Origin of the sequence: Flexibacter flexilis DSM 6793, assembly GCF_900112255.1 — a bacterium.
Lineage (GTDB): Bacteria > Bacteroidota > Bacteroidia > Cytophagales > Flexibacteraceae > Flexibacter > Flexibacter flexilis.
The window spans coordinates 830,386-852,736 of record NZ_FOLE01000001.1; the positions used below are offsets into that span (position 1 = coordinate 830,386).

The window sequence follows — 22,351 nt, forward strand, 5'->3', positions numbered from 1 at the left end:
TGGTATCTTTTCCTTAGCATTCATTACTACCAAGATACCAAACCTAAAGGTTTTAATCTATTTTGAAATAAATCCGTTAGGATTGAAACCTTTGTAGCTCAAAGCGATATAACACACCACAAACGCCATAGGCGTGGTATCTTTTCCTTAGCATTCATTACTACCAAGATACCAAACCTAAAGGTTTTAATCTATTTTGAAATAAATCCGTTAGGATTGAAACCTTTGTAGCTCAAAGCGATATAACACACCACAAACGCCGTAGGCGTGGCATCTTGATTTTATTTTGTGATTGCTAAATAGATTTGATTCTGTTATAAATCAGGTTTGGCCAAGCCCATCACGAAATTAAGCCCAAAACGTAGGTTAAAATTATGGGCATTGGTACCGCGTGCAATCCCGATGAGGTTGTCGCCCACAAAATACAACTGAACATTTCCTAATTTGAGCATCGTACCCAATCCAATATTATCAAAAGTGCGGTTGTGGACAGAATAGCTACCAATCAGATTGAATACACGCCCAAAACGACGTTGATAATTAAGCGTCCAAGACGTGCGCACACCCTGAAAATATTCGGCATACACGCCACCGCCCACTTCGCTGTTTTTATCAATTTTATATTCAGCCAAAAAATACGTTTGGCCAACCAGCGGCGTAACATAGCTATCGTGCGTTTCTTCTGGCTCAAAACGCTTGCTCAGTGAGTCTTTTGTAATATCAAAATCTACGTTGGATTTATTGTATTGTTCGGATTGATTCAGAATGATAGACTGCAATTTTACGCCCGAATACGCCACATTGGCACGCATACGGCGGTTTGTAACATGGTCTTTCCAGCGAATAAACCCAACATTATTGAACGTGAACGTAAATTTCCATTTGGTATTGGGTTCGAAAGAAACGCCGCCATCAAGCGCAAAACCAATGTTACGGTTGTTGAACATATACTTTTTGGCCGTCGTTGTGCCGCCAGTGTCCCAAGGCGAAGACGTGTTCAGTATCACGTCATTATCCAAATGAATAAGCGTATCCGCCGAAAATACATTTACGTCGGTTTTGCTGGTGTAGGCGTTGGATTTGCCAAAAAGCATTTTAGCACGTCCGCCAAAAATGAGTTTGTTGTCCCATTCGTCCACCGTAAGGCCTACGGCAAACTCGCGGTAGTGCATGGCATTGAGGCCAAGCCCTTTGAAATAAGCCGTTTTTTGGTAAAATTCTTCCGTATGGTTACCGTTTATGGCAAAACGCGCGAAGTTGTCGGGGTACGAAATACGCGCATTGATTTGCTCGGTAATGTTGAAAGACCAGTGCAAATTATCGGCTTTGATGCGCACGGCCAGCCATTCCAGCGAAGTGCCCGTGTACAAATAATTATGCGATTTGAGCTTAGGCAACATTTTGGGTAAATAAATCGTGTCGTTGCGCAAAAGGTCTTTCAGCGAAAAACCCGTATTGCGAATCCCCGCCGAAACCGACGGAAAAAACGGCGCGACAGCCACCGAAACTTTATATTCGGACACAAGGGTCGGGTTGGTGTAAGCACTTTGCATGAGGTTGTGCATGAAAGGCATCGTCAGTTCGTGTTGCGCCTGCGCCGTTTGTACGCGCAACAGTAGCAAAGCCAGCAGTATGTATGAGTAAGTAAATATTTTTTTCATGGTCAAAATCTTTGATCAAAAATTTAATTTTAAATAACTGAAAACAAGGATTTTAACCACCCATTTCCATATTCATAATTACGCCAACTTTCATTTTAAGTCTGTAATACGAGTAAATCTTAATGGATTTATTGTTTTCTGCACCATCGGAACGGAAACGTCCGAAAATGCGGATTTTCTTGGCATTGTCGCGCAAGAATTTATAACGCACGCTATCCATTACAAACTGACGTTCAGTCTTTTTAGATTCGTAAGCATCTACTTTGCCGTTGCCGTCGGTGTCCACTGCTTTATCCAACAAAAACAATTTGCCGTTGTGGCCGCGTTCCGTGAAAATGGAGTCGATGGGATTTTCGTTGGCATCAAGGAAATACACTTGCGCATCAACTTCCACAGGAAAGCCGTTGTTGGCATAAATGTTCATCTGTACATTTTCAATGTTGTTGTTTTGCGGCAATGTTACGTCGCTGGAATCGTGAATCGTATAAAATTCCATTGTGCGGCCTTCAAACGGAATTTCAACTTCCGATTTTACGCGAATACGACTCGTATCCACTACAAAATTAGTAAGGGATTGGCTCGTCGTTTGGCCATTGATAATGCCTGACGCGTCGTAAATAATTTCACGCGGTGCGGGATTGAGTACGCCCTGAATATTTGAGTTTGTTTTGTTGGCTTCTACCGTGCTGCTTACCACTTGGCCACGTGTTACGGCGGCGGCAATGTCAAAAGGACTTAACAAATCCGTACCGTAAAAACGCAAAACCGAGTCAGCGGAATAGTTGGCTTTGCCGATGCGGTTGGTAATGCTGGTTCTGGCCCCGACTCCAAAAGAATTGTCGATGGTCATGCGCAATTTGGGATCTTCCAAAAATACTTGACCTGCCAATTTGCTATCAAAAATGCTCAAAAACACCGAATCGCGTTGGCTGAAAGCCGTAAATTTCCCCAAATAACCTTCCAAATACGAAAACTTAGGACTGGAAACATTCGCGTTCACGGTGATGCGGTCGGTGCTGGAAATGCTGTTGCTCACTGTCGTGATGCTGGCTTTGAGCGTGTAGGTAAACTGATTTGCCCCCGAAGTCGTGCCGCCAGTCAGGTCGAGGCGATAGCCGCTCAAATCTATGGCATCGTTCACGGCGGCGGGTGTGCTTGTGCCGTTGGAGGTGAACGTATATGTTTTGGTAAAAGCTGTTCCGTTTTTGGTTAGTGACGGCAAGGACACGATAAGCGAAACGTTATGTTTGAAAGAACTTGTCGCACTGAAATTCAAAGTGCCTGCTTTCAGGTCTATGTAACGTAGTTTTTGGTCGGCGGCGGCTACGCTAAAGCTTACGGTTTGGCTTTGGTCGGCGAGGTTGATGGTTTGGCCTGCGGGCACTGTGCCAGTAGTCGGCGAACTAAAATTGACGCTCGGAAGCGTTTGGTTGGGAATAGAAAAATAACTTTCGGCGGTTTCGCTCACAAACTCATCTTTGTAGAGCAGCGTATAAAAACCGTTGGCATCTTCCGTAATGGTAAGGTTGCCCTTTTTCTTGCTGATCATGTCGGCAAGGGAAATGTCAGCGTCCAGCACAGGGATAGCCCATTCGCTATTCCATTTGCCTACTTTCACGTCGGCCAAGTCTTTCCAGTCTTGGCACGCGCCCAAACCCACTGCCGCACAGAGCAGCGAGCCAGCCCAAAGCCATTTGTTTTTGTGTTGTTTCATTGTTTTAACGAGGAGTATTTATATAGAATATATGACGAAAGAATCAGTGTTACGAAAACTCTTTTCCCGTAAATGTAAGACTTTTTCTTTTGAAAGTTATGTAAATAAGCTATTCTACTCTTGGTCAGCGTGTCAGAAATTGACACTTTGTGGCAGTATAGCGTTTGTATTGTTATCTTCTTTTTCACAAAAAACATATCTTTGGCTCTACTACGCCAAATCTTTTACAGATACCAAAACCCTATGAAACTAACCCAAAAACTTGGATTATTACTTGCTACCATGAGCATTGGCCATCGTTCGGCAGCCGAGCCGCCGACTCTCATTAATCCCCAAAAATTGCCGACTCAATCGGGTTTTATTTCGGGCAAAACTACTCCCGACAAAGAAGTAAAAATCTTTATGGGGATTCCGTATGCCACGCCGCCCGTCGGGGCTTTGCGCTGGAAAGCTCCCCTACCCGCCGCCGCTTGGAAAGGCGTAAAACAGTGCCAAATGCCGCCGCCTTCGGCCATGCAAGGCACGCCGCGCCCTTTTTATTGCTGGACGCGCGAGTTTTTGGCACCAGAGCAGCCCATTAGCGAAGATTGTCTGTACCTCAACGTCTGGACGGCGGCCAAACAAACCACCGAAAAACGCCCCGTTATTGTCTGGATACATGGCGGCGGATTTGTGAGCGGGTCGGGCACAGTGTCGCTTTACGATGGTGAGCAAATGGCACGCAAAGGCGTTGTTTTCGTGACGATTAACTATCGCTTAGGCGTATTTGGTTTTTTGGCGCACCCGCAACTTTCTGCCGAAAATCCCAAGCATACTTCTGGAAATTATGGCTTACTTGACCAGATGCAGGCGTTGCGCTGGGTGAAACAAAACATTGCGGCTTTTGGCGGCGACTCCTCCAATGTTACGGTGGCGGGACAGTCGGCGGGAGCGCATAGCATTTGCGCCCTGATGGTTTCGCCGTTGGCTAAAGGTTTGTTTTCCAAAGTAATAGCGCAAAGCGGTGGTGTTTTTTCTTTCAATAAAGAAGGGAAATTTAGGTCGCTGGAAAACAACGAAGCCGCAGGTTTGCGCCTCACCCAACAGTTAGGCCTCGCGTCTGTGGAGCAGTTGCGCCAATTGCCTGCCGATTCGCTGCAAAAAATGACAGGCCGTTGGAGTGTAACTTGTGATAAAGTGGTAGTGCCCGACGTGCGCACTGTGTTTGAGGCCGCCGCCCAAAATGATGCGCCTTTGCTTACGGGTTGGAATCTGGACGATGGAGTTTCGTTTGACCGCTTCACTGCCGCGCAGTTTCAGGCCAAAATCAGGCGACAGTACCCCGACCAAGCCGATAGTATTTTGCAAATATTCCCAGCCGCCACCGACGCGCAAGCCACCGAATCCGAGAAGTTACTAAATCAGTTTTCGTTTGGTTGGCATAGCTATTCGTGGGCACGCGAACAGGCCAAGACGGGCAAAAACAAGGTATTTTTGTATTGGTTTACGCACAAACCCGCAGGCGAACCCGATTTTGGGGCGTTTCATTCTGCCGAATTTAGCTACGCGCTGCATACGCTCCACTACTGGAACAGGCCTTTTACGGCGTGGGATTTTCAGCTTTCGGAAATGATGTCGTCGTATTGGGTCAATTTTGCCCGCAACGGAAACCCTAACGGCCAAACCTTACCGCCATGGCCAGCGTTTCAGCTCCAAAGCCCACAAATCATGCGTTTTGGCGAGGAGGTAAAACCTAATGCTGTGCCGTATCAGGCCGAGTTTAAATTTTTAGATAAAATATTTTAAATCAGCTTTTTATACCTAAAAAGAAATTGCCCCTCACGGTACAAGTTTGTATTGTAAGGGGCAAAATTCTGTTGAGAAGAGTACTTTGAAGCAAAAGTATCTTAGCTAATTCTCAAAATTTGCTCATGCACAAGCAATGTAAAGGTTTGGTTATAGTTTAAGAGAATAGTTTTGGGGAGCTAGCCAACAAGCGTAGCTCCATATCTTTAAGGCCTCCGAGACATAGAGCGTCTCTCTTCTGAAGACGTATCTTCTGATTGCCCATATTTCCAATAAGAATAGGTTTGCCATTCATGGCGTTCTAAGGCCGTATTGTTTCTTAAAAGCTGCTGTATGACAGCGATAGCACTTTGTTCGGCTGCCGCAAATACAAATTTACTTCCTGCATAGTCTGCCCAATTTTCTTGACTAAGAAATGCGGGCAGCGTTGTTTTTGCGCCTGCTTCAGCATTAAATGTCCAGATAATTTCTACATTTTCAGGCTTTTGCAAAGGCAAAACATCGTCGGGGCTATGCACTTCGATAATGGCTTTCCCGCGTGCTGAGGCTGGCAATTGTTCCAAAATAACACTTACTACGGGCAGTGCGGTATGGTCCGCCACCAAGCAATACCAATCGGCTACGGCAAACAATTGTTTGTCTTTTACTTTCATCAAAACGCCTAATTGGTCGCCTGCTTTGGCCTGCATTGCCCAGCGCGAAGCGGGGCCATTGTCTCCATGTGCCACAAAATCAATGGTCATGAGTTTGTTGGCCAAATCCAGTGCCCGCAACGTATAAGTGCGCACAATGGGGCGATTGCCGCCGCCACTTGCTCCACCACGACCTCCGCGCGAAAAATCGGGCAGCACAATCGGCGATGTAGGCGTTTCGGGTACAATGATTTTGTTGTTGTCGCCTACGCGAGCGTGCTCAAAGTTGGCAACGCCTTCGCCTTCCAACACGATACGGATATAATGAGGTGTTAGGAATATTTTTTCTTTTACGGTCAAGATAGCCTGCATTCCGACAGGTCGTTCTTCGTGGGTCATTTGTTCAGACATAAAATATATCCTTGTATTTACTTATGCAAAGTAGCATACAAACACTAATGATATACCTGTACATTTACACCAATTTTTGGTAATTTTACACATAATATATTTTGTATATGGCAAAAAAAGACCAGCAATATGTCCCCGTGTTCGTACAGCGGCAACAGGTAGAGCGTCAGTTTGTTGCAGACCAAGTGCATGACTATTTTGAGATGATATATATTGTATCAGGAGCAGGCAATCACTTTAAAGAGAAAGTAAAAATCCCATTTGTGGCTGGCGATTTATTTGTTGTCAGAACAGGCGAAGAACATTCTTTTGACATCATCGAACCTTCGGAGGTGATTTTGATAAGAGTTACAGAAAAAGCCCGCCTCAAACTCAAAGAACTCATAGACAACTCCAACGGAAAAGCAGTTGCTTTGTTCAAAGCGCAATTACCCATCAATCCTAAAGTTGCATTTTCGGGCAAAGACCGCACCCTTGCCGAGCAGATTTTAACGATTTTGTGCCAGTTGAGCGAAGATATTGTCTGCAACGAAAACCTATGTTATTTCCAGTTGATTTGTTTGGTCGGCATTATCGAACGCAATTTGGATTACCCGCATCGGGAAACACTTCCGCCACAAAAAAATATTTCTTTGATTCTCAAACACATACACAAACATTTACTTTCGCCTCAAATGCTTGGTTTAGAATACATTGCCGAAAAATTTAATACCACACCCAACCAATTGGGGATTTATTTTCGGAAGCAAACGGGCAAGGCCGTCAAGCAATACATCACGGAACATCGCTTGGAGTTGATAGGCGAAAAAGTTGCCAAAACGGAACTATCTTTTTCGGAAATAGCGCACCTATTTGGCTATACGGACGAGAGCCATTTTTACAAAAGTTTTAAAAAATGCTATGGCCAAAGCCCTTCGCAATACAGGCAGCAACACAAAACACTGTCTTAAAATTTGCTTAGGCGTTGGCCATTATCGGCGGCAAACGCCTAACTTTAGTTTTAGTTAAAAAATTATTGCCTCACATATTATTCTTTCCATGAAAATCAACATTGACAGATTCGTTCTTTTCATCATCCTTACCATTATTATTGCTTATTTTTTCCCGCAATGGGGAAGTAAAAGCAGTCCCATTCCGCTGGACACTATCGGCGAAGTAGGTGTTTCGTTGATTTTCTTTTTTTATGGATTAAAGCTAAGTCCAGACAAACTAAAGTCGGGACTCAAAAACTATAAACTACACGTAGTCATACAGTTATCTACGTTTTTGTTGTTTCCTGTGTTGGTGCTTTCGGCTTATGGTTTGGCCAAAACAGCGGCTTTGCCTATCGCCCAACAACAAACTTTGTGGCTGGCTTTGCTGTTTTTGGCGGCTTTGCCTTCTACGGTTTCCTCGTCGGTGGTAATGGTTTCAATTGCCAAAGGCAATATGCCTGCGGCCATTTTTAACGCCAGTATTTCGGGACTCATTGGCATTGTGATTACGCCGTTGTGGATGGGCGTTTTGCTCCAAAATACCAGTACGGCGGGTTATGACCTTTCCGACGTTTATCTAAAACTGTTGATAGGCATTTTGTTGCCTGTGGTGCTGGGTTTGCTGCTGCAACGCTGGGGCGGCCAATACGCCAAAGAATACAACGAGTACCTGACGCTTTTCGACAAGTCAGTTATTTTGCTGATTATCTACAAAAGTTTTTCCGAATCCTTTGAGCAACATATTTTCCAGACGGTGCATTGGTCGGATATGGCCGTGATTTCGGTGGCAGTGTTGGGGCTGTTTTATGGCGTGTATTTTTTGATAGGAAAAATCGCTAATGCCCTGAATTTTAGCATAGAAGACCGCATTACGGCGCAGTTTTGTGGTACAAAAAAATCCTTAGTTCACGGCACGGTTTTCTCCAAAATCTTGTTTGCGGGTTCGGCTTCGGTGGGAATTATTTTGTTGCCGCTCATGCTTTTTCATGCCTTCCAGTTGCTGATTATCAGTGCGATTGCGGCCAAGTTGGGCAAACGTGAAGCATGAAAATAGAGTAGTTGAAATTTTAAAACGCGTATTTTTATAAAATGAAAAAAACACTATTTTTATTCGCTTTCGTCCTTTCGACCCAAACAATTTCTTTAGCTCAGCGCACGCGCCATTTTGCTGATTCCATTCGTCAGGCACACCAAATCCCTGAGCTAAGTTATGTGGTGGTTACAGGCGACAAAGTTCTTGAAATACAAGCACTTGGCAAACATTCCGTAAACTTACCCGATACGGCCACACTTTCCGACCGTTTTCATTTGGGTTCTAATACCAAAGCCCTGACTGCTTTTTTGGCAGCTAAATGTGTGGAACAAGGTAAGTTGCAATGGTCGAGCCGTTTTTTTGATTTATTCCCAGAATGGAAAAAAGATTCAAAAGCTGATTATCAGAATATTACGCTACAAGAATTGCTTTCGCATCGGGCGCATATTTGGCCGTTTCAGGGCTTTGAAGACCCCGAAATTCCGAAATTTACAGGTAACAAGCAGCAGCAACGCGAAGCCTTTGGCAAATTTGTACTGACGCTAAATCCTGCCGCCAATGGCGAAAACCAAGAATTTCGGTATTCCAATGCGGGCTATACATTGGCCGCGCTGATGCTCGAAAAAGCAACAGGCAAAACATGGGAGCAATTAGTCGAAAAAATATTGAACAAAGACCTCAAACTAAACGTGGGTTTTTCGTGGCCTGAAAACATCAAAAACAAAGATACGTGGGGGCATTCGATGGAAAATAATCAATTGATGGCAGAACCCTGCACGACGAGTTACCACATAGACCTAACCGAACCATCTGGGGATTTGAACGCAAAAATTACGGACTATTTGAAATTTGTTCAAAAAAACATACAAGGTTTGCAAGGAAAAGACAAGTACCTCACAGCCAAAACGTATCAATTGTTGCACGATGGCGCACCACAATACGCGATGGGTTGGTACAATAGCTACGAAAACGGCCAATCATTTTCTACGCATTCGGGTACGGCTGGCACGTATTTTACGCTTGTTTCCATTGACCGACAAAAACACATTGGCTACATTATTTTTACCAATGCCTTCCATGAGCAAGTTCCCAAAGGCGCAACATTGCTAATGCGCAAGCTCAAAGCCACTTATGGCAAATGATAAATTACCAATTTGCGGGCAAATAATTTCTGATAATATTGGGCTTAAAGTCCCGAACGATTGTTTATTTTTGCTTTTATGAAAAATGAAACAAAAACAATTCCTATCGTTCTGATACACAAAGGCAACAGTGATTATTTGCCCGTAAGTTTATGGCAATTGCGTCAGACACAGCCGCCACAAACGCCTATTTATTTGGTAGGCAACGCCGACAATGCACATTTTTCGGACGTAGTTACACATCTCAGTTATGCCGATTATATTGCTGATGCCCAAACGTTTACAGACGCTTACAAGCATTATAGTACCAATGCTTACGACTACGAATTGTTTTGTATTCAACGCTGGTTTGTGTTGCGTGCACTGATGCGTGCCAACAAATGGCAATCCTGCATTTATTTGGATTCTGATATTCTTACTTATACCAATTTGGCCGACGCGCCGCAAGCGGTTTTGGAGGCTGGCATGACGGTTTCGGGGATTTCGGCGCACACCAATTTCGTGAACAGCTACGAAACGCTTTCGCTTTTCTGTGACTTCATCACGGAGCTTTACAAAAATACCATCAATGATACCAAGTTAAAACACATGTACGAAACGCACATCGCGCAACATGGTGCGGGCGGCATTTCGGATATGACCATGTTTACGCTTTTCCGCGAAAGCTATCCCAATCAAGTGCTGGATATTTCGCAAACCATCGAAGGCCAAACCTACGACGTAACCATTGATTATCACAACGGCTTCGAGATGCAAGGACAGTTTAAACGAATTATTTGGCAAAATGGCTTGCCTTTCGCCAAAGTGTCTGGTAAAGAAACACTTGTGTTGCACAACACGCTTCATTTTCAGGGCAAATCCAAAGCCCGAATCAAAGAATTTATGACCACCGCCAACAGCGCATACAAGCGTTTTTATGCGTATGCGATGGGCGTTTTTTATTGGCAAAAAGTAAAACGTAAAATTTTTGGATAAAAAAATCCGAAAACCACACGAAAGGCGTTTTTCAGGTTTTTGCGCCACATTTTTCAGGAGTTTGTCAGTGTCAGAAGCGTATGCAATTAAGTAAGTTAGAAGTAAAGGGATTTAAAAGTTTTGGGGATAAAATAACCGTCAATTTTGACGCGGGCATTACGGGAATCGTCGGGCCAAATGGTTGCGGCAAATCCAATATTGTCGATGCGATTCGGTGGGTGTTGGGCGAGCAAAAAACCAAGGCTTTGCGTTCGGAAAAGATGGAAAACATTATTTTTAATGGCACCAAAAACCGCAAGCCTTTGCAGATGGCCGAAGTTTCCCTGACTTTTAATAATACAAAAAATATACTCCCGACCGAATACGCGCAAGTTTCGCTTACGCGCCGCTATTACCGCACGGGCGAAAGCGAATATTTGCTCAATGGCGTTACGTGTCGGCTTAAAGATATTACTAACTTGTTCTTAGACACGGGTATAGGTTCGGACAGTTACGCCATTATCGAACTGAAAATGGTGGACGACATTCTCAACGACCGCGACAACTCGCGCCGCAATTTGTTTGAGGAAGCCTCAGGAATATCCAAATTTAAGGTACGCAAAAAAGAAACTTTTCGCAAGCTCGAAGACACCGACAAGGATTTGGAACGTGTCGAAGATTTGCTTTTCGAAATCGTCAAAAACCTGAAAGTGCTGGAGCGACAGGCCAAGCAAACGCAGCGTTATTTTGAGCTAAAAGAAGAATACAAGCGTTGGAGCGTGGAACTGGCCAAACTTACGGTAAGTCAGTTTTCGCAGTCGCAGCAGCGCATCGAAAAGCAAGTAGCGGCAGCACGCGCCGAGCGCGAAACACTGAACAAGCAACTGGCCGAACGTGATAATTTGTTGCAAACCGAAAAAGCGCAAATGCTTCAGGCCGAAAAGTTGGTTGCCTCGCGGCAAAAGCAGTTGCATGAGTTTGTAAGCCAAATTCAGCAATACGAAAACGACCGCAAAATCAAAAATGAGCGTTTGCAATTGTTTACCGAGCGCATCAAAAATCTGGACAAGCAAATTGCCCAAGACAAAGATTTGCAAAAAAATGTAGCAACGGCCATCGCGCAACTCACTGCCGAACAGCATATTACCCAAAAACAATTGGCCGAAGTAGAAGCGCAACTGCAAACGGCCCAAACCGAATACGAAACCCAAAAACAACTTACTGGCCAACTGCAAACGCAAGCCGCCGAAGCGACACAGCTTTTCCGCCAAAGTCAAGACGAGGTGTATCAGTTGCGTAAGTCGTTGGAAATAAACCAAATACAAATTTCGAGCCTCAAACAAGAGTTGGAGAAAAATCGCGCAGATTCCGACCGCCACACCGAGAGTTTGGGCGAGTTTGAAGACCGCATGGCCGATTTGCGCGAGCAAGTTTTGGACAAAGAACAAGAGCTAAACCGCCGCATTGCGGAGGAAACGCGCACGCAACAACTCATAGAACAAAACACCTTCGAAGCCGAGCAAGCACGCGAACAACTCATCGCCTGCAACCGCCAAGCCGATGCCGCTCAAAACGAATATAATCTTACTAAGTCGTTGGTGGACAGCTTAGAAGGTTTCCCTGAGGCGATTAAATTCCTGAAAAAACAAACCGATTGGAACAAAAATGCGCCCTTGGTTTCGGATATTCTCACTTGCGAGGAACAGTATCGCGTGGCGATTGAAGGCTACCTCGAACCGCTCATGAACTACTACGTCGTGGACGATGAGGCGCAAGCATTGCAGGCGATTCGGTTGCTTTCGGAGTCGGCACGTGGCAAAGCTAACTTTTTCATTTTGAGTAAATTAGAAGAATTTAGGCCAACGCTTCCGCCTTCGCTCAATGCGCAACTGAAAGCCGCTATCGAGATTGTAGAATTTGAGCCGCGTTATCGTCGGTTGGTGGAATATCTGTTGGATAATGTGTATTTGGTGCAGTCGGGCGCGGAGCAGTTCCCCGACGTGGTGGGCTGTACGTTGCTTGCGCCAAACGGCAACTTGACCAAACGCGCCTTTAGTTGGGCGGGCGGTTCGGTGGGTTTGTTTGAAGGAAAACGCATTGGCAGAGCCAAAAATTTGGAAAAACTCCAAGCCCAACTCAAAGAATTGGCCAGCCAAACCGAAAAGCTCAAGGCCGTTTTGGAACAAAAACAAAACACGGTAGCAGAGCTAAAACGCAATACACAAAAGTCTGTAATTGAATCCATTAGCAAAGAAATAAATTACCTGAATCAGGAACTTGTGGCTTTGCGAAGCAAACAAGAACAACTCGCCGTAATGCTACGCAACAGCGACACGCGCCAAGAGGATATTTTGGAAAAAATAGCCCAATTGGACGCAGACATTACGGAGCAACGCCCCAAATTACAGTTGCAAGCATTTGAATTACAGGAACTTGAAACGCGTATCGGTAGCCTGAACCAAGATTTGTTGGTGAACAACGAGCTTTTGACCCAAAAGTCAGGCAATTATAACCAGCTCAATATTTTGTTTCATCAGCAAGAAAACCGCCAAAGCAGCCAACAAAAAGAAATTAGCTATAAAGAATCGGAGGCGCAAGTGCTCGCGAATCGCGTTGAGCAGGCGGCCACCGAACAGCAGCGACTCACGGCAGACATTGAGGCTTTGCGCGAAATTGCGGAAGGTTCGGACGAACAACTTATTTCGATGTATGCCGAAAAAGAAGCCATCGAAAAAGGCGTAAACGAAGCCGAACGCGAGTACTACGCATTGCGCGGGCGCATCGACGGCGCGGACAAAGAAATACGCGAGTTGCAGCGCAGACGCGAACTGAATGATCAGTTAATGAGTGAGTTACAAAACAAGTCCAACGAATCGGCTTTGCACCTGACGGCAGTACGCGAGCGGCTTTCGGTGGAATTTGAGATTCAGATTACGCCCGAAATGATGCAGGACTATGACGGCGGCCTGTATTCGGAAGCCGAACTCAAAGAGCGCGTGCAAGGCGTAAAAAGTCAGTTGGATAAAATCGGGGCGATTAACCCGATGGCGATGGAAGCCTACAACGAAATTAAAGAACGACACGATTTTATTTCGGCACAAAAACAAGATTTGACAGAAGCCAAAAATTCACTTTTGGCCACGATTAGCGAAATAGACACGGTGGCGCGTGATAATTTTATGGCCACGTTCGGGCAAATTCGCGAACATTTTATTCGGGTGTTTCGGTCGCTGTTCACCGACGAAGATACTTGCGATTTGATACTGACCGACCCGAACAATCCGTTGGATTCGAGTATTGACATCGTCGCACGTCCGAAAGGCAAAAGACCACTGACTATCAATCAGTTGTCGGGTGGAGAAAAAACGCTGACGGCCATTTCGTTGCTGTTTGCCATTTACCTGATTAAGCCTGCGCCATTCTGTATTTTTGATGAAGTGGACGCACCGCTGGACGATGCCAATATTGATAAATTCAATAACATTATTCGGAAGTTTTCGGCGGAGTCGCAGTTTATTATCGTAACGCACAACAAACGTACGATGGCCAGCACCGACGTAATTTATGGCGTTACGATGTTGGAACAAGGCGTTTCGCGTGTTATTCCCGTGGATTTGCGGGAGTTGGCCTAAGGCTTGAAATTATTGCAGAATAATGACATTTAACAAACAATAATCATTGTTATTAATGTCTTATTGTACGAATTTCGCGCAATAATTATTTAATCCTTAAATGTATTTATGAAAAAAACACTAACGCTTTTGGCTGCTGTGGTGGCCTTTGCTTTCAATGCTTTGGGGCAGATGCAACCTCCCGCTGCTCTAAATCAAACTGTGACGGCAGAGATGATGTCTGCGGCTCTTAAAAATGGGAATCTTGATTCTCTAATGCAGCGTATGCAACTGCCTTATAATCAAGAAACGCGACAATCAGACAATATGCTATTAGAAACCAATGCTATCAAACAGCGTTTGGATAGTATAGTTATAGCGCAATCATCAAAAAGGATATTTACTTATGATGCAACGGGGCATAACGTTACATCCATTTATTTTTTTTGGAATACCTCTTCACAGGCTTGGCAAAAAAGCACTAAAACAGAGTATAGTTACAATTCGGATAATCTCTTAGCTTCGTATATTACCTTTTCTTGGAGTAATAACACTTGGGTCAATAGCACAAAATATATTTATACCTATACAGAATCGACAAAGTCCTATATTTCTTATTCATGGGATACCGTTACTAATTTATGGAAAGAAATGTATATTAGTGAGGTAGGTTATAATAGCAGTGGAATTGTAATATTGCAAATTTCAAAGTTTTATGTTGCTTTAACTAACACTTGGTTTGGAACTAAATTAGAAGAGGTTTATAATATAAATGGACAGAGAACCAACTCTTATATTTATAATTGGGTTGATAGTAATAGTACTTGGGAAAGTAGCAATAAATACGGTTATAGCTATAATTCTGACGGAAAAATAATATCTTCGAACTATTATCAATGGCATAATAACACATGGCTTAATAATTCGAAAATGAATTATACGTACAATGGCAGCAACTATATTGTAATGAGATATAACTGGAACTCAGTAACTTTAAGCTGGGATTATTCAGGTAAGGCAGAATATTTTTTTGATAATAGCGGTAGTTTTATATCAATGAATCAAATTAATTTTAATAGTTCTACAAATACATGGGAAGGCTATAAAACGGAATGTACTTACAATTCAAACAATTATCTTACAAATAAAGTAGATTATATTTACAATGATTCAAGCTGGGTTTTATTGAATAAAATTGATTATGAATATGATATCAATTGGAATATAACTCAAGTAATTATCTACAAATGGAATACAACCAGTAGCTCTTGGGATTACCTTAGTAAAAGTTTGTATAATTTTAACCTAAATTATACAGGGGTTGAATTGCTATTGCCTGATTATTATACTATGGCTAATATGAAAACCACGGAACAACATTATTCATGGAATACCAGTGCAAATACATGGAATAATACCCAAAGCTACACTTACTACTACTCTTCTCAAGAAGTAACGGCGGTGCGCGGCAAGGCAGAAACGGTGGCGAGTGTGTATCCAGTACCCGCCAAAGAGGTTTTGAATATTGTGCTGGCGAATGATGCTCAAAAAGCAACACTGGAAGTGTTCGACGCGCAAGGCCGCAGCGCACTGACCCAAAACCTTGAAAATACATCTAAAGTAGCTGTAAACAACTTAAAATCAGGCTTGTATTTGTATCGTATTACAGCCAATGGCCAAACACAAAACGGCAAATTTGTGAAAGAGTAAAATCATTGTTTTACTGAAAATAAAAAGCACTTTGTACGGACAATGCAGCCGTACAAAGTGCTTTTTATTTTTATCTAAAAAAAGAAGAATAAACTATTTTACAATCTTTTCGGCCAGTTCGTTAGCAGAAATGCCATCGAAGTTGCCCGAACTCATCAAGGCCAAATTGGTGCCTGACCAGTCGTAGTTTTCGAGCATTTCGGCCAGTGATTTACTGTCGTTATAGACTTGCAAATCTGCTTTTTTGAAGGCTGTTTTTACTTCTTCCGCCGTAATTGGCTCAAGTTGTTTGTGCGCGATTACTTCAGGATTGAAATAAACGATAGCCGTATCGGCCATGTTCAATGCGCCTTCATATTCTTTCAAAAACTTTTTGTTGAGGCTGCTAAACGTGTGCAACTCCAAGCAAACAAACAATTTGCGTTGCGGATATTGCTCTTTTAGGGCTTTGGTGGTGGCACGAACTTTCGACGGAGCGTGTGCAAAGTCTTTGTAAAGTGCTGTTATCGAATTTTGTTTTACCAATTCTAAACGGTTGGCCGCGCCTTTGAACGACTGAATAGCCTCGTAGAACATTTCTTCTGAAATCCCAATTTTAGCACAAAGATGCTGCGCACCACTCACATTCAGTAAGTTATGTTGTCCGAAAAACGGCACAGGTACTTTCCCCGCAGACGTAACCAAGTGCGTAACGCCGTCAATGATTTGCGCTGGGTGCGTTTGGAAAGGTACTTGCAACACGTCTGGGCGTTCTTTTTTGCAAATAACAGAACCAAGCGGATCTTTGTCGTTATAAATCAAAATGCCGCCTTTGGGTGTCGCGTCGGCAAAATGGTCGAACTGACGCACATAAATTTCTTCGGTCGGGAATACGTTGATGTGGTCCCAAGCGATGCCACTCACCAAACCGATATGGTGCTGATAGCGTAAAAATTTTGGTGTGCGGTCTATAGGCGAAGAAAAATATTCGTCGCCCTCAATCACGATAATTGGCGCGTCTTCCGTGAGTTTGCACATCGTGTCGAAGCCTTCGAGTTGTGCGCCTACCAAATAATCAAACTTGCGTTTGTGGTACGCCAACACGTGCATAATCATTGAAGTGGTGGTGGTTTTGCCATGGCTACCCGCCACAACGATGCGTTGTTTATTTTTTGATTGGCTATAAATAAATTCAGGATATGAATAAATCGTCAGGCCAAGTTCTTGGGCTTTAAGCAATTCGGGATTGTCGGGGCGTGCATGCATTCCCACGATTACCGAGTCCAGACCCGCGTGAATGCGTTCAGGATTCCAACCCATTTCGGCTGGGAGTAGGCCGTGTTTGGCGAGTCGGCTACGCGATGGTTCAAAAACCTCGTCGTCCGACCCCGTTACTTTATAACCTTTTGTATGTAAAGCAATGGCGATGTTGTGCATGGCACTTCCGCCAACCGCAATAAAATGAACTTGCTTCATTGTCATTATCTAATATATATCGTATTTTTCTTTGGCGCACAAAGTTATAAAAATATAGAAAGGAATAAGTTTTTGTGTGCGCTTTTACGGCCTAAAAATTCGTAAGGCAAAAACTCATGATGTTCGCACCCATGCGCAGGGCTTGTTGGCGCACGCTTTCGGGGTCATTATAAATGATTTGGTCTTCCCAGCCGTTGCCCAAATCGCATTCGTAAGTATAAAAACAAACCAAACGGCCTTCGTAGAGCAGCCCAAAGCCTTGCGGCGGTTTGTTGTCGTGCTCGTGTACTTTGGGTAGCCCTTTCGGGAATTTGTATTTTTGTTGATAAATCGGGTGCGAAAACGGCAATTCCACAAAGCTAAGTTCAGGAAATACCTTTTTCATTTCTGTTCGCACAAACTTATCCAAACCATAGTTGTCGTCTATGTGCAAAAAGCCTCCGCCGATAAGGTACTGACGCAAATTTTGGGCTTCGGCTTCCGAAAAAACCACATTGCCGTGTCCCGTCATATACACATACGGATAGCCAAAAAGTTCAAGACTTCCCACTTCTACCACCTCCTCGCGCGGGGCGATGTTGGTGCGCAAATTGTCGTTACAGAAACCAATCAGGTTGGGCAAAGCCGTTTTGTTGGCGTACCAGTCGCCGCCGCCATTGTATTTGAGTTTGGCCACCCGAAACGCATAATTTTGCTGCCCGTTGGCCGACAAAACCACAAGCATTAACCCAACAAAAATTCCTAAAAAGCCTTTACGCATGGTATAAAAATGGGGTTTTAAAAAGTTAAAAAAAAGAAACCAAGCCTTTGTTATGAAAGACAAAGACTTGGCCATGAGGCGATTAAACCAAATTGTTTTTCAATAAATATTCCGCAATTTGTACGGCATTGGTGGCAGCACCTTTGCGCAAGTTGTCGGCAACAATCCACATATTCAGCGTGTTGGGCTGCGTGTCGTCGCGGCGCAAACGGCCTACAAACACTTCGTTGCGGCCTTTGCTGAAAAGTGGCATAGGGTAAACGTTATTTTTTACGTCGTCTTGCAACACCACGCCTTCGGTAGTGCTTAGCAGTTGGCGCACTTCGTCCAAATCATAATCGCGCTCAAATTCCACGTTTACCGCCTCCGAGTGGCCGCCAATAACTGGCACGCGCACGGTGGTGGCCGTTACTTTGATGTTGTCGTCGCCCATGATTTTTTTGGTTTCGTTTACCATTTTCATTTCTTCTTTGGTATAACCATTGTCCAAAAATGAATCAATGTGTGGGATAAGATTCAGGTCGATTGGGTGCGGATAAGCCTTTTCGCCTTCCGTGCCTGCGCGTTCGTTGTTGAGTTGGTCAACGGCTTTTTTGCCTGTTCCCGTTACGGATTGGTAAGTAGAAACTACGATGCGTTTGATGCCGTATTTTTTATATAAAGGATTGAGAGCCACTACCATTTGGATAGTAGAACAATTCGGATTGGCAATGATTTTGTCGGCTGCCGTGAGCGTGTGCGCGTTGATTTCGGGCACAATTAATTGGTGGTCTGGACTCATGCGCCAAGCCGACGAGTTGTCGATTACCGTAATGCCCGCTTTGGCAAATTCGGGAGCTAAAGCCAATGAAGTGCTACCGCCTGCCGAAAAAATCGCAATGGCTGGACGTGCAGCAATGGCATCTTCCACACTTACTACGGTGAGTTCTTGGTCTTTGTAGCGCACCTTTTGCCCAACAGATTTGGCCGAAGCCACCGCGATAATTTCTGTTACAGGAAGTTGGCTTTCTGCCAACACTTTGAGCATTTCGCCACCAACTAAGCCAGTAGCTCCTACAATTGCAATTTTCATAAAAGAGAAAAGGTTGTTTACAAATATTTGTTACAGTGCCGCAAAAGTACGAAGTTGTTTAATATTTGGGAAATATAAAATCATTTCATAAGTGTATGATCTACTAGCTAGTCAAAAAACACAAAGGCACGTTGCTCAAAGAAACAGGATCTTGGGTGAAAGAGAAAATCGCCTTAGAACAAAAGCACTAAACAAACCCTAAATTTACTACAATATTCCAATGATCGTAAACCAAAACACCGTGCTGGAACTCATTGCGCAGGTGCATGCACCCGCCATTTTTGACATCGTACAGCACAACCGCGAGCATTTGCGGCAATGGCTCGGCTGGGTGGACAGGGCGCAAGACGTACAGTTTATCGAAAATTTTGTGGCTGGCGCACAACATCGGCACGCACAAGGCACGGAATATTCCTTTGTGATGATAACCGACGGGCGCGTAGTGGGCAGAATCGGGCTGTATAAACTTGATGCGGCCAATCAGTCCGCCGAAATTGGCTACTGGATTGCCGCCGACCAACAAGGGCGCGGCCTTGTGTTGCAATCGTGCCAAAGACTGCTACAATTTTGTTTTGAGGAATTGGGCTTGCATCGGCTCGAAATTCGTTGCGGCACTGGCAACCTGCGAAGCCAACGCATTCCGCAACTACTTGGTTTTGAAAAAGAAGGAACGCTTCGCCAAGCCGAATATTTGCATGGGGCGTTTATTGATTTAGATGTTTTTGGTTTGTTGCGTCAAGATTATTTGAAAGCATAATACAACAACAAAAATCCCCGTAACGCATCGGTTCGCTTTACGGGGATTTTATTTTTTATTGATCAAAAATTATTTGTCGCCTTTCAGGTCGCTGTATTGGGCAATGATTTTGTGTAAGGCTTTTTGCGCCTCCAAATTGTCTATGATTTCAAACAAAACGGCGTGGCCTTCATAGTCCATCATCAAAGCGCGTTCGAGTATGCTCAAGGCCTCTTTGAATTTGCCCAAGCCCAACATATAGGCCACCGCATGATAATACAAAACCGTTTCTTCGGGGTTCTGCTCAATGCCGTCGCCGATTACTTCAACCGCCTTCGAGAAGTCACCTTGTTGGTAGTAAATCAGCGACCAATCTATCCAACATTTTACGTTGTCGGGCTCGAGCGTACAAGCTTCCTCGTAGGCTTTAATACTGGAAACCACATTGTCTATTTTGTATTCGGCTTCGGCAAGTTTTTGCCAATAAATCGCATATTCAGGGATAAGCTCAACCGCTTTGCTAAAAAAATGAATCGCTTCATAGTTTTTGTCTTGGCGCAACATACATTCTCCCATTCCAAACCAAGCCTCCGCATAGTCGTTGTCTATTTTGAGGGCTTCGCGGAAATAGTGCATCGCGTCGGTGTAGTTCTCCAAATGCTCGCAAGCCAAGCCCATAAACACGAGTGTTTCAGGATTTTCTTGTCCGCGTTTTTTCTCGATTTGTTGCGCGTATTCGTAAGAGCTAAATGCCTTTTGGAAACGTAACATACTCATATACACATTACCCATATTGAAATAGGCTTCTACAAATTCGTCTTGGATAGCTATGGCAAACTCATAAGCGTCCAGTGCCTCTTCGTAGCGTTCGAGCTTGCTATAAATGATTCCCAAATTGTACCAAGCCTGAAACGCATAAGGTTCGTGATCCAAATAGGCTTTGTACACGTCGATACATTGCTCATTTTGATCCGTCAGGTCAAGGCAAAAACCAAGCTCCAACAGCGCATCTTCGTGCTTCGGGTTGAGCTTGATGGTTTGCTGATAGGCTTCTATGGCTTTATCAAACCTGTTCCATTGCTGGTAGGTTACACCCAAAATGAAATACAATTCATCTTTTTCTTCGATGGTTTCCAGTGCGGTCTGGATATAATCTACGGCCTCTTTGTAATGATTGTTTTGCGCCATCAGCGAACTTTTAACCATCACCACGTCCACGTCGTTGGGCAAAAGTAATTCTGCCGACTCAATGGTCGCCATTGCGCGTTCTATTTCGCCCGTATTGGCCAAAATATGCGCATAATCTATCATTAAATCCGTAGAATAAGGATAGGACTCAATGGCCAATTCGCAGGCTTGGCGAGCCGTCCCAAAATTTCCGTTTCTAAGATAATATTGTATGATATACTCGTAACTGTCCAAATCAAAGAAAGCAGTATTGCCATTTTGAAGCATTGCTTCGAAGCGGCTCACCCATTCTGCGCCTTCTTCTCTGTCTTTGAAGTTTTTAGCCATCTGATTTTTTGTTAATGTGGGCTATGAGGTATGTAAAAGGAGCTTTTCGCTGTCAAAAACGATACCTATTTCGCACAATATAGCAACAAGAATGCAGAATAACAAATTCCATTGACCAATAAAACAGCCATCGCGCAAGTACGAAAATCCGCGAATTTGGCCAAAACACTGCCTTTCAACTATCAAAAAATATAGCAATAACTTCTTTGGATACAATACATTCCCAAAAAGCTATTGCTATAAGATAAATACTAAAAGTTAGAAACAATGCAATTCTACTTACTTTCCTGTTTCGCAAAAGTGACTTATTTTTTCTTTCGCTGTATCCCGATAATATTGGGCAACTCCCAAAATCTTTTATTCTTATCGTCTTCATTAAAACCCGTTTCGTAACTGCCCATCAACGCACGTTGGGCAAGCCCATGATTAAGCCAAAAAGAAGCCTCTGGGCCGCCTTCCAAATACATGATTTTGTCTATATCCAAATCCGTTTGGAGCAAAATATTAGCAAAATCGTGCACCGAATACGGAAAACGTGTAAATATCCACAGCGCATTGCCCGCTTTGTCTGTTCCCCACAAAACCATACTCCATTTTTTAGCTTGCTGTTTCCAAACATTTTTGCCGCCAGTTACCACGCGCAGCCCCTGCGAAAAGCTATGATATTTGGTTTTGAGCAAGTCCCAATTTTGGGCAGAAAGGTCTATGAGTTGCATCGGCGGAACAGAATTATCTTTCGGATTAAAGGCCAACATCAGTTTGTAATCTTTGCGCAAACGCGCATTATTGATATGATTGTAATTGGCTGTATAGCCTGTTGCTGTCAGAAATACGCCATCAAGTTCGAACATTCCCGCGTTCACGGCAGCCAATAATCCTGCTTTTTTCGCAAAAACATCCATCGGCAAGCGTTCGGGGACTTTCTTCGCCGACGCATTTTTCATCACAAAATCAAAATCATTGGGGTTAATGCGCAAAACCGTAATCTCTGGATTAGTCGCAACAGGGCTTTTAATCGTAATGAGTTCTAATCCTGTTTCCAATTCCTGAACTTGGCTTTGGGCTTGCGCACCCAACCACACCAACAATCCCAAAAGCGTATATACTATCTTCATCTTCCACTATATTTAATTCAATAATTTACAAAAACAAGAACAGTTACACCATAAACAAATCCATAGTGTAA

16 protein-coding genes are annotated in these 22,351 nt (G+C 43.8%); 8 read left to right on the forward strand and 8 right to left on the reverse strand.

What is annotated here, in order from left to right; translation table 11 throughout:
* Window positions 1-314: 314 nt before the first annotated feature.
* A complete protein-coding gene (locus BM090_RS03595) occupies window positions 315-1,661 on the reverse strand; it encodes a DUF5723 family protein (protein WP_091507465.1) in 1,347 nt (448 codons plus the stop codon).
* A 52-nt stretch (window positions 1,662-1,713) separates the two neighbouring features.
* On the reverse strand, window positions 1,714-3,375 hold the full coding sequence (locus tag BM090_RS03600) for a hypothetical protein (protein WP_091507469.1): 1,662 nt from the start codon (window positions 3,373-3,375) through the stop codon (window positions 1,714-1,716).
* A gap of 243 nt (window positions 3,376-3,618) precedes the next feature.
* On the opposite strand from BM090_RS03600, the gene BM090_RS03605 reads away from it, so the two are divergent.
* Window positions 3,619-5,160 (forward strand): carboxylesterase/lipase family protein, encoded by a 1,542-nt coding sequence (locus tag BM090_RS03605; protein WP_091507472.1) that lies wholly within the window; start codon window positions 3,619-3,621, stop codon window positions 5,158-5,160.
* Between the two features lie 206 nt (window positions 5,161-5,366).
* On the opposite strand, the gene BM090_RS03610 is transcribed toward BM090_RS03605, so the two are convergent.
* Window positions 5,367-6,203, reverse strand: a complete 837-nt coding sequence (locus BM090_RS03610; protein ID WP_091507475.1) for a siderophore-interacting protein — start codon at window positions 6,201-6,203, stop codon at window positions 5,367-5,369.
* A 107-nt stretch (window positions 6,204-6,310) separates the two neighbouring features.
* On the opposite strand from BM090_RS03610, the gene BM090_RS03615 reads away from it, so the two are divergent.
* The 6 genes from BM090_RS03615 (at window position 6,311) to BM090_RS03640 (ending at window position 15,627) form a co-directional block, all read left to right on the forward strand.
* Window positions 6,311-7,153, forward strand: coding sequence for a helix-turn-helix domain-containing protein (locus BM090_RS03615; protein WP_091507479.1), 843 nt, complete (start codon window positions 6,311-6,313; stop codon window positions 7,151-7,153).
* Window positions 7,154-7,241: 88 nt separating this feature from the next.
* Window positions 7,242-8,225, forward strand: coding sequence for a bile acid:sodium symporter family protein (locus tag BM090_RS03620; RefSeq protein ID WP_091507482.1), 984 nt, complete (start codon window positions 7,242-7,244; stop codon window positions 8,223-8,225).
* Window positions 8,226-8,266: 41 nt separating this feature from the next.
* Window positions 8,267-9,352: a serine hydrolase domain-containing protein gene (locus tag BM090_RS03625; protein ID WP_091507486.1), complete on the forward strand. Its 1,086-nt coding sequence runs from the start codon at window positions 8,267-8,269 to the stop codon at window positions 9,350-9,352.
* 78 nt (window positions 9,353-9,430) lie between these two features.
* Window positions 9,431-10,327 (forward strand): hypothetical protein, encoded by an 897-nt coding sequence (locus BM090_RS03630; protein ID WP_091507489.1) that lies wholly within the window; start codon window positions 9,431-9,433, stop codon window positions 10,325-10,327.
* Between the two features lie 80 nt (window positions 10,328-10,407).
* Window positions 10,408-13,938 (forward strand): chromosome segregation protein SMC, encoded by a 3,531-nt coding sequence (gene smc / locus BM090_RS03635; protein WP_091507493.1) that lies wholly within the window; start codon window positions 10,408-10,410, stop codon window positions 13,936-13,938.
* Window positions 13,939-14,046: 108 nt separating this feature from the next.
* Window positions 14,047-15,627, forward strand: coding sequence for a T9SS type A sorting domain-containing protein (locus tag BM090_RS03640; protein ID WP_091507496.1), 1,581 nt, complete (start codon window positions 14,047-14,049; stop codon window positions 15,625-15,627).
* Between the two features lie 93 nt (window positions 15,628-15,720).
* On the opposite strand, the gene BM090_RS03645 is transcribed toward BM090_RS03640, so the two are convergent.
* From BM090_RS03645 to BM090_RS03655, 3 genes are all read right to left on the reverse strand, one after another.
* Entirely contained in the window at window positions 15,721-17,082 is a 1,362-nt protein-coding gene (locus tag BM090_RS03645) for a UDP-N-acetylmuramate--L-alanine ligase (protein WP_317040724.1), read from the reverse strand.
* 91 nt (window positions 17,083-17,173) lie between these two features.
* Window positions 17,174-17,842, reverse strand: coding sequence for a DUF4159 domain-containing protein (locus BM090_RS03650; RefSeq protein ID WP_091507846.1), 669 nt, complete (start codon window positions 17,840-17,842; stop codon window positions 17,174-17,176).
* A gap of 82 nt (window positions 17,843-17,924) precedes the next feature.
* On the reverse strand, window positions 17,925-18,914 hold the full coding sequence (locus tag BM090_RS03655; protein ID WP_091507504.1) for an aspartate-semialdehyde dehydrogenase: 990 nt from the start codon (window positions 18,912-18,914) through the stop codon (window positions 17,925-17,927).
* A 220-nt stretch (window positions 18,915-19,134) separates the two neighbouring features.
* On the opposite strand from BM090_RS03655, the gene BM090_RS03660 reads away from it, so the two are divergent.
* A complete protein-coding gene (locus BM090_RS03660) occupies window positions 19,135-19,671 on the forward strand; it encodes a GNAT family N-acetyltransferase (protein ID WP_091507507.1) in 537 nt (178 codons plus the stop codon).
* A 69-nt stretch (window positions 19,672-19,740) separates the two neighbouring features.
* Here the strand turns inward: BM090_RS03660 and BM090_RS03665 are convergent, their stop codons facing one another.
* Both BM090_RS03665 and BM090_RS03670 read right to left on the reverse strand, forming a co-directional pair.
* Window positions 19,741-21,165, reverse strand: coding sequence for a tetratricopeptide repeat protein (locus BM090_RS03665; protein ID WP_091507510.1), 1,425 nt, complete (start codon window positions 21,163-21,165; stop codon window positions 19,741-19,743).
* 305 nt (window positions 21,166-21,470) lie between these two features.
* Window positions 21,471-22,280: a phosphodiester glycosidase family protein gene (locus BM090_RS03670; protein ID WP_091507513.1), complete on the reverse strand. Its 810-nt coding sequence runs from the start codon at window positions 22,278-22,280 to the stop codon at window positions 21,471-21,473.
* Between the last annotated feature and the right edge of the window lie 71 nt (window positions 22,281-22,351).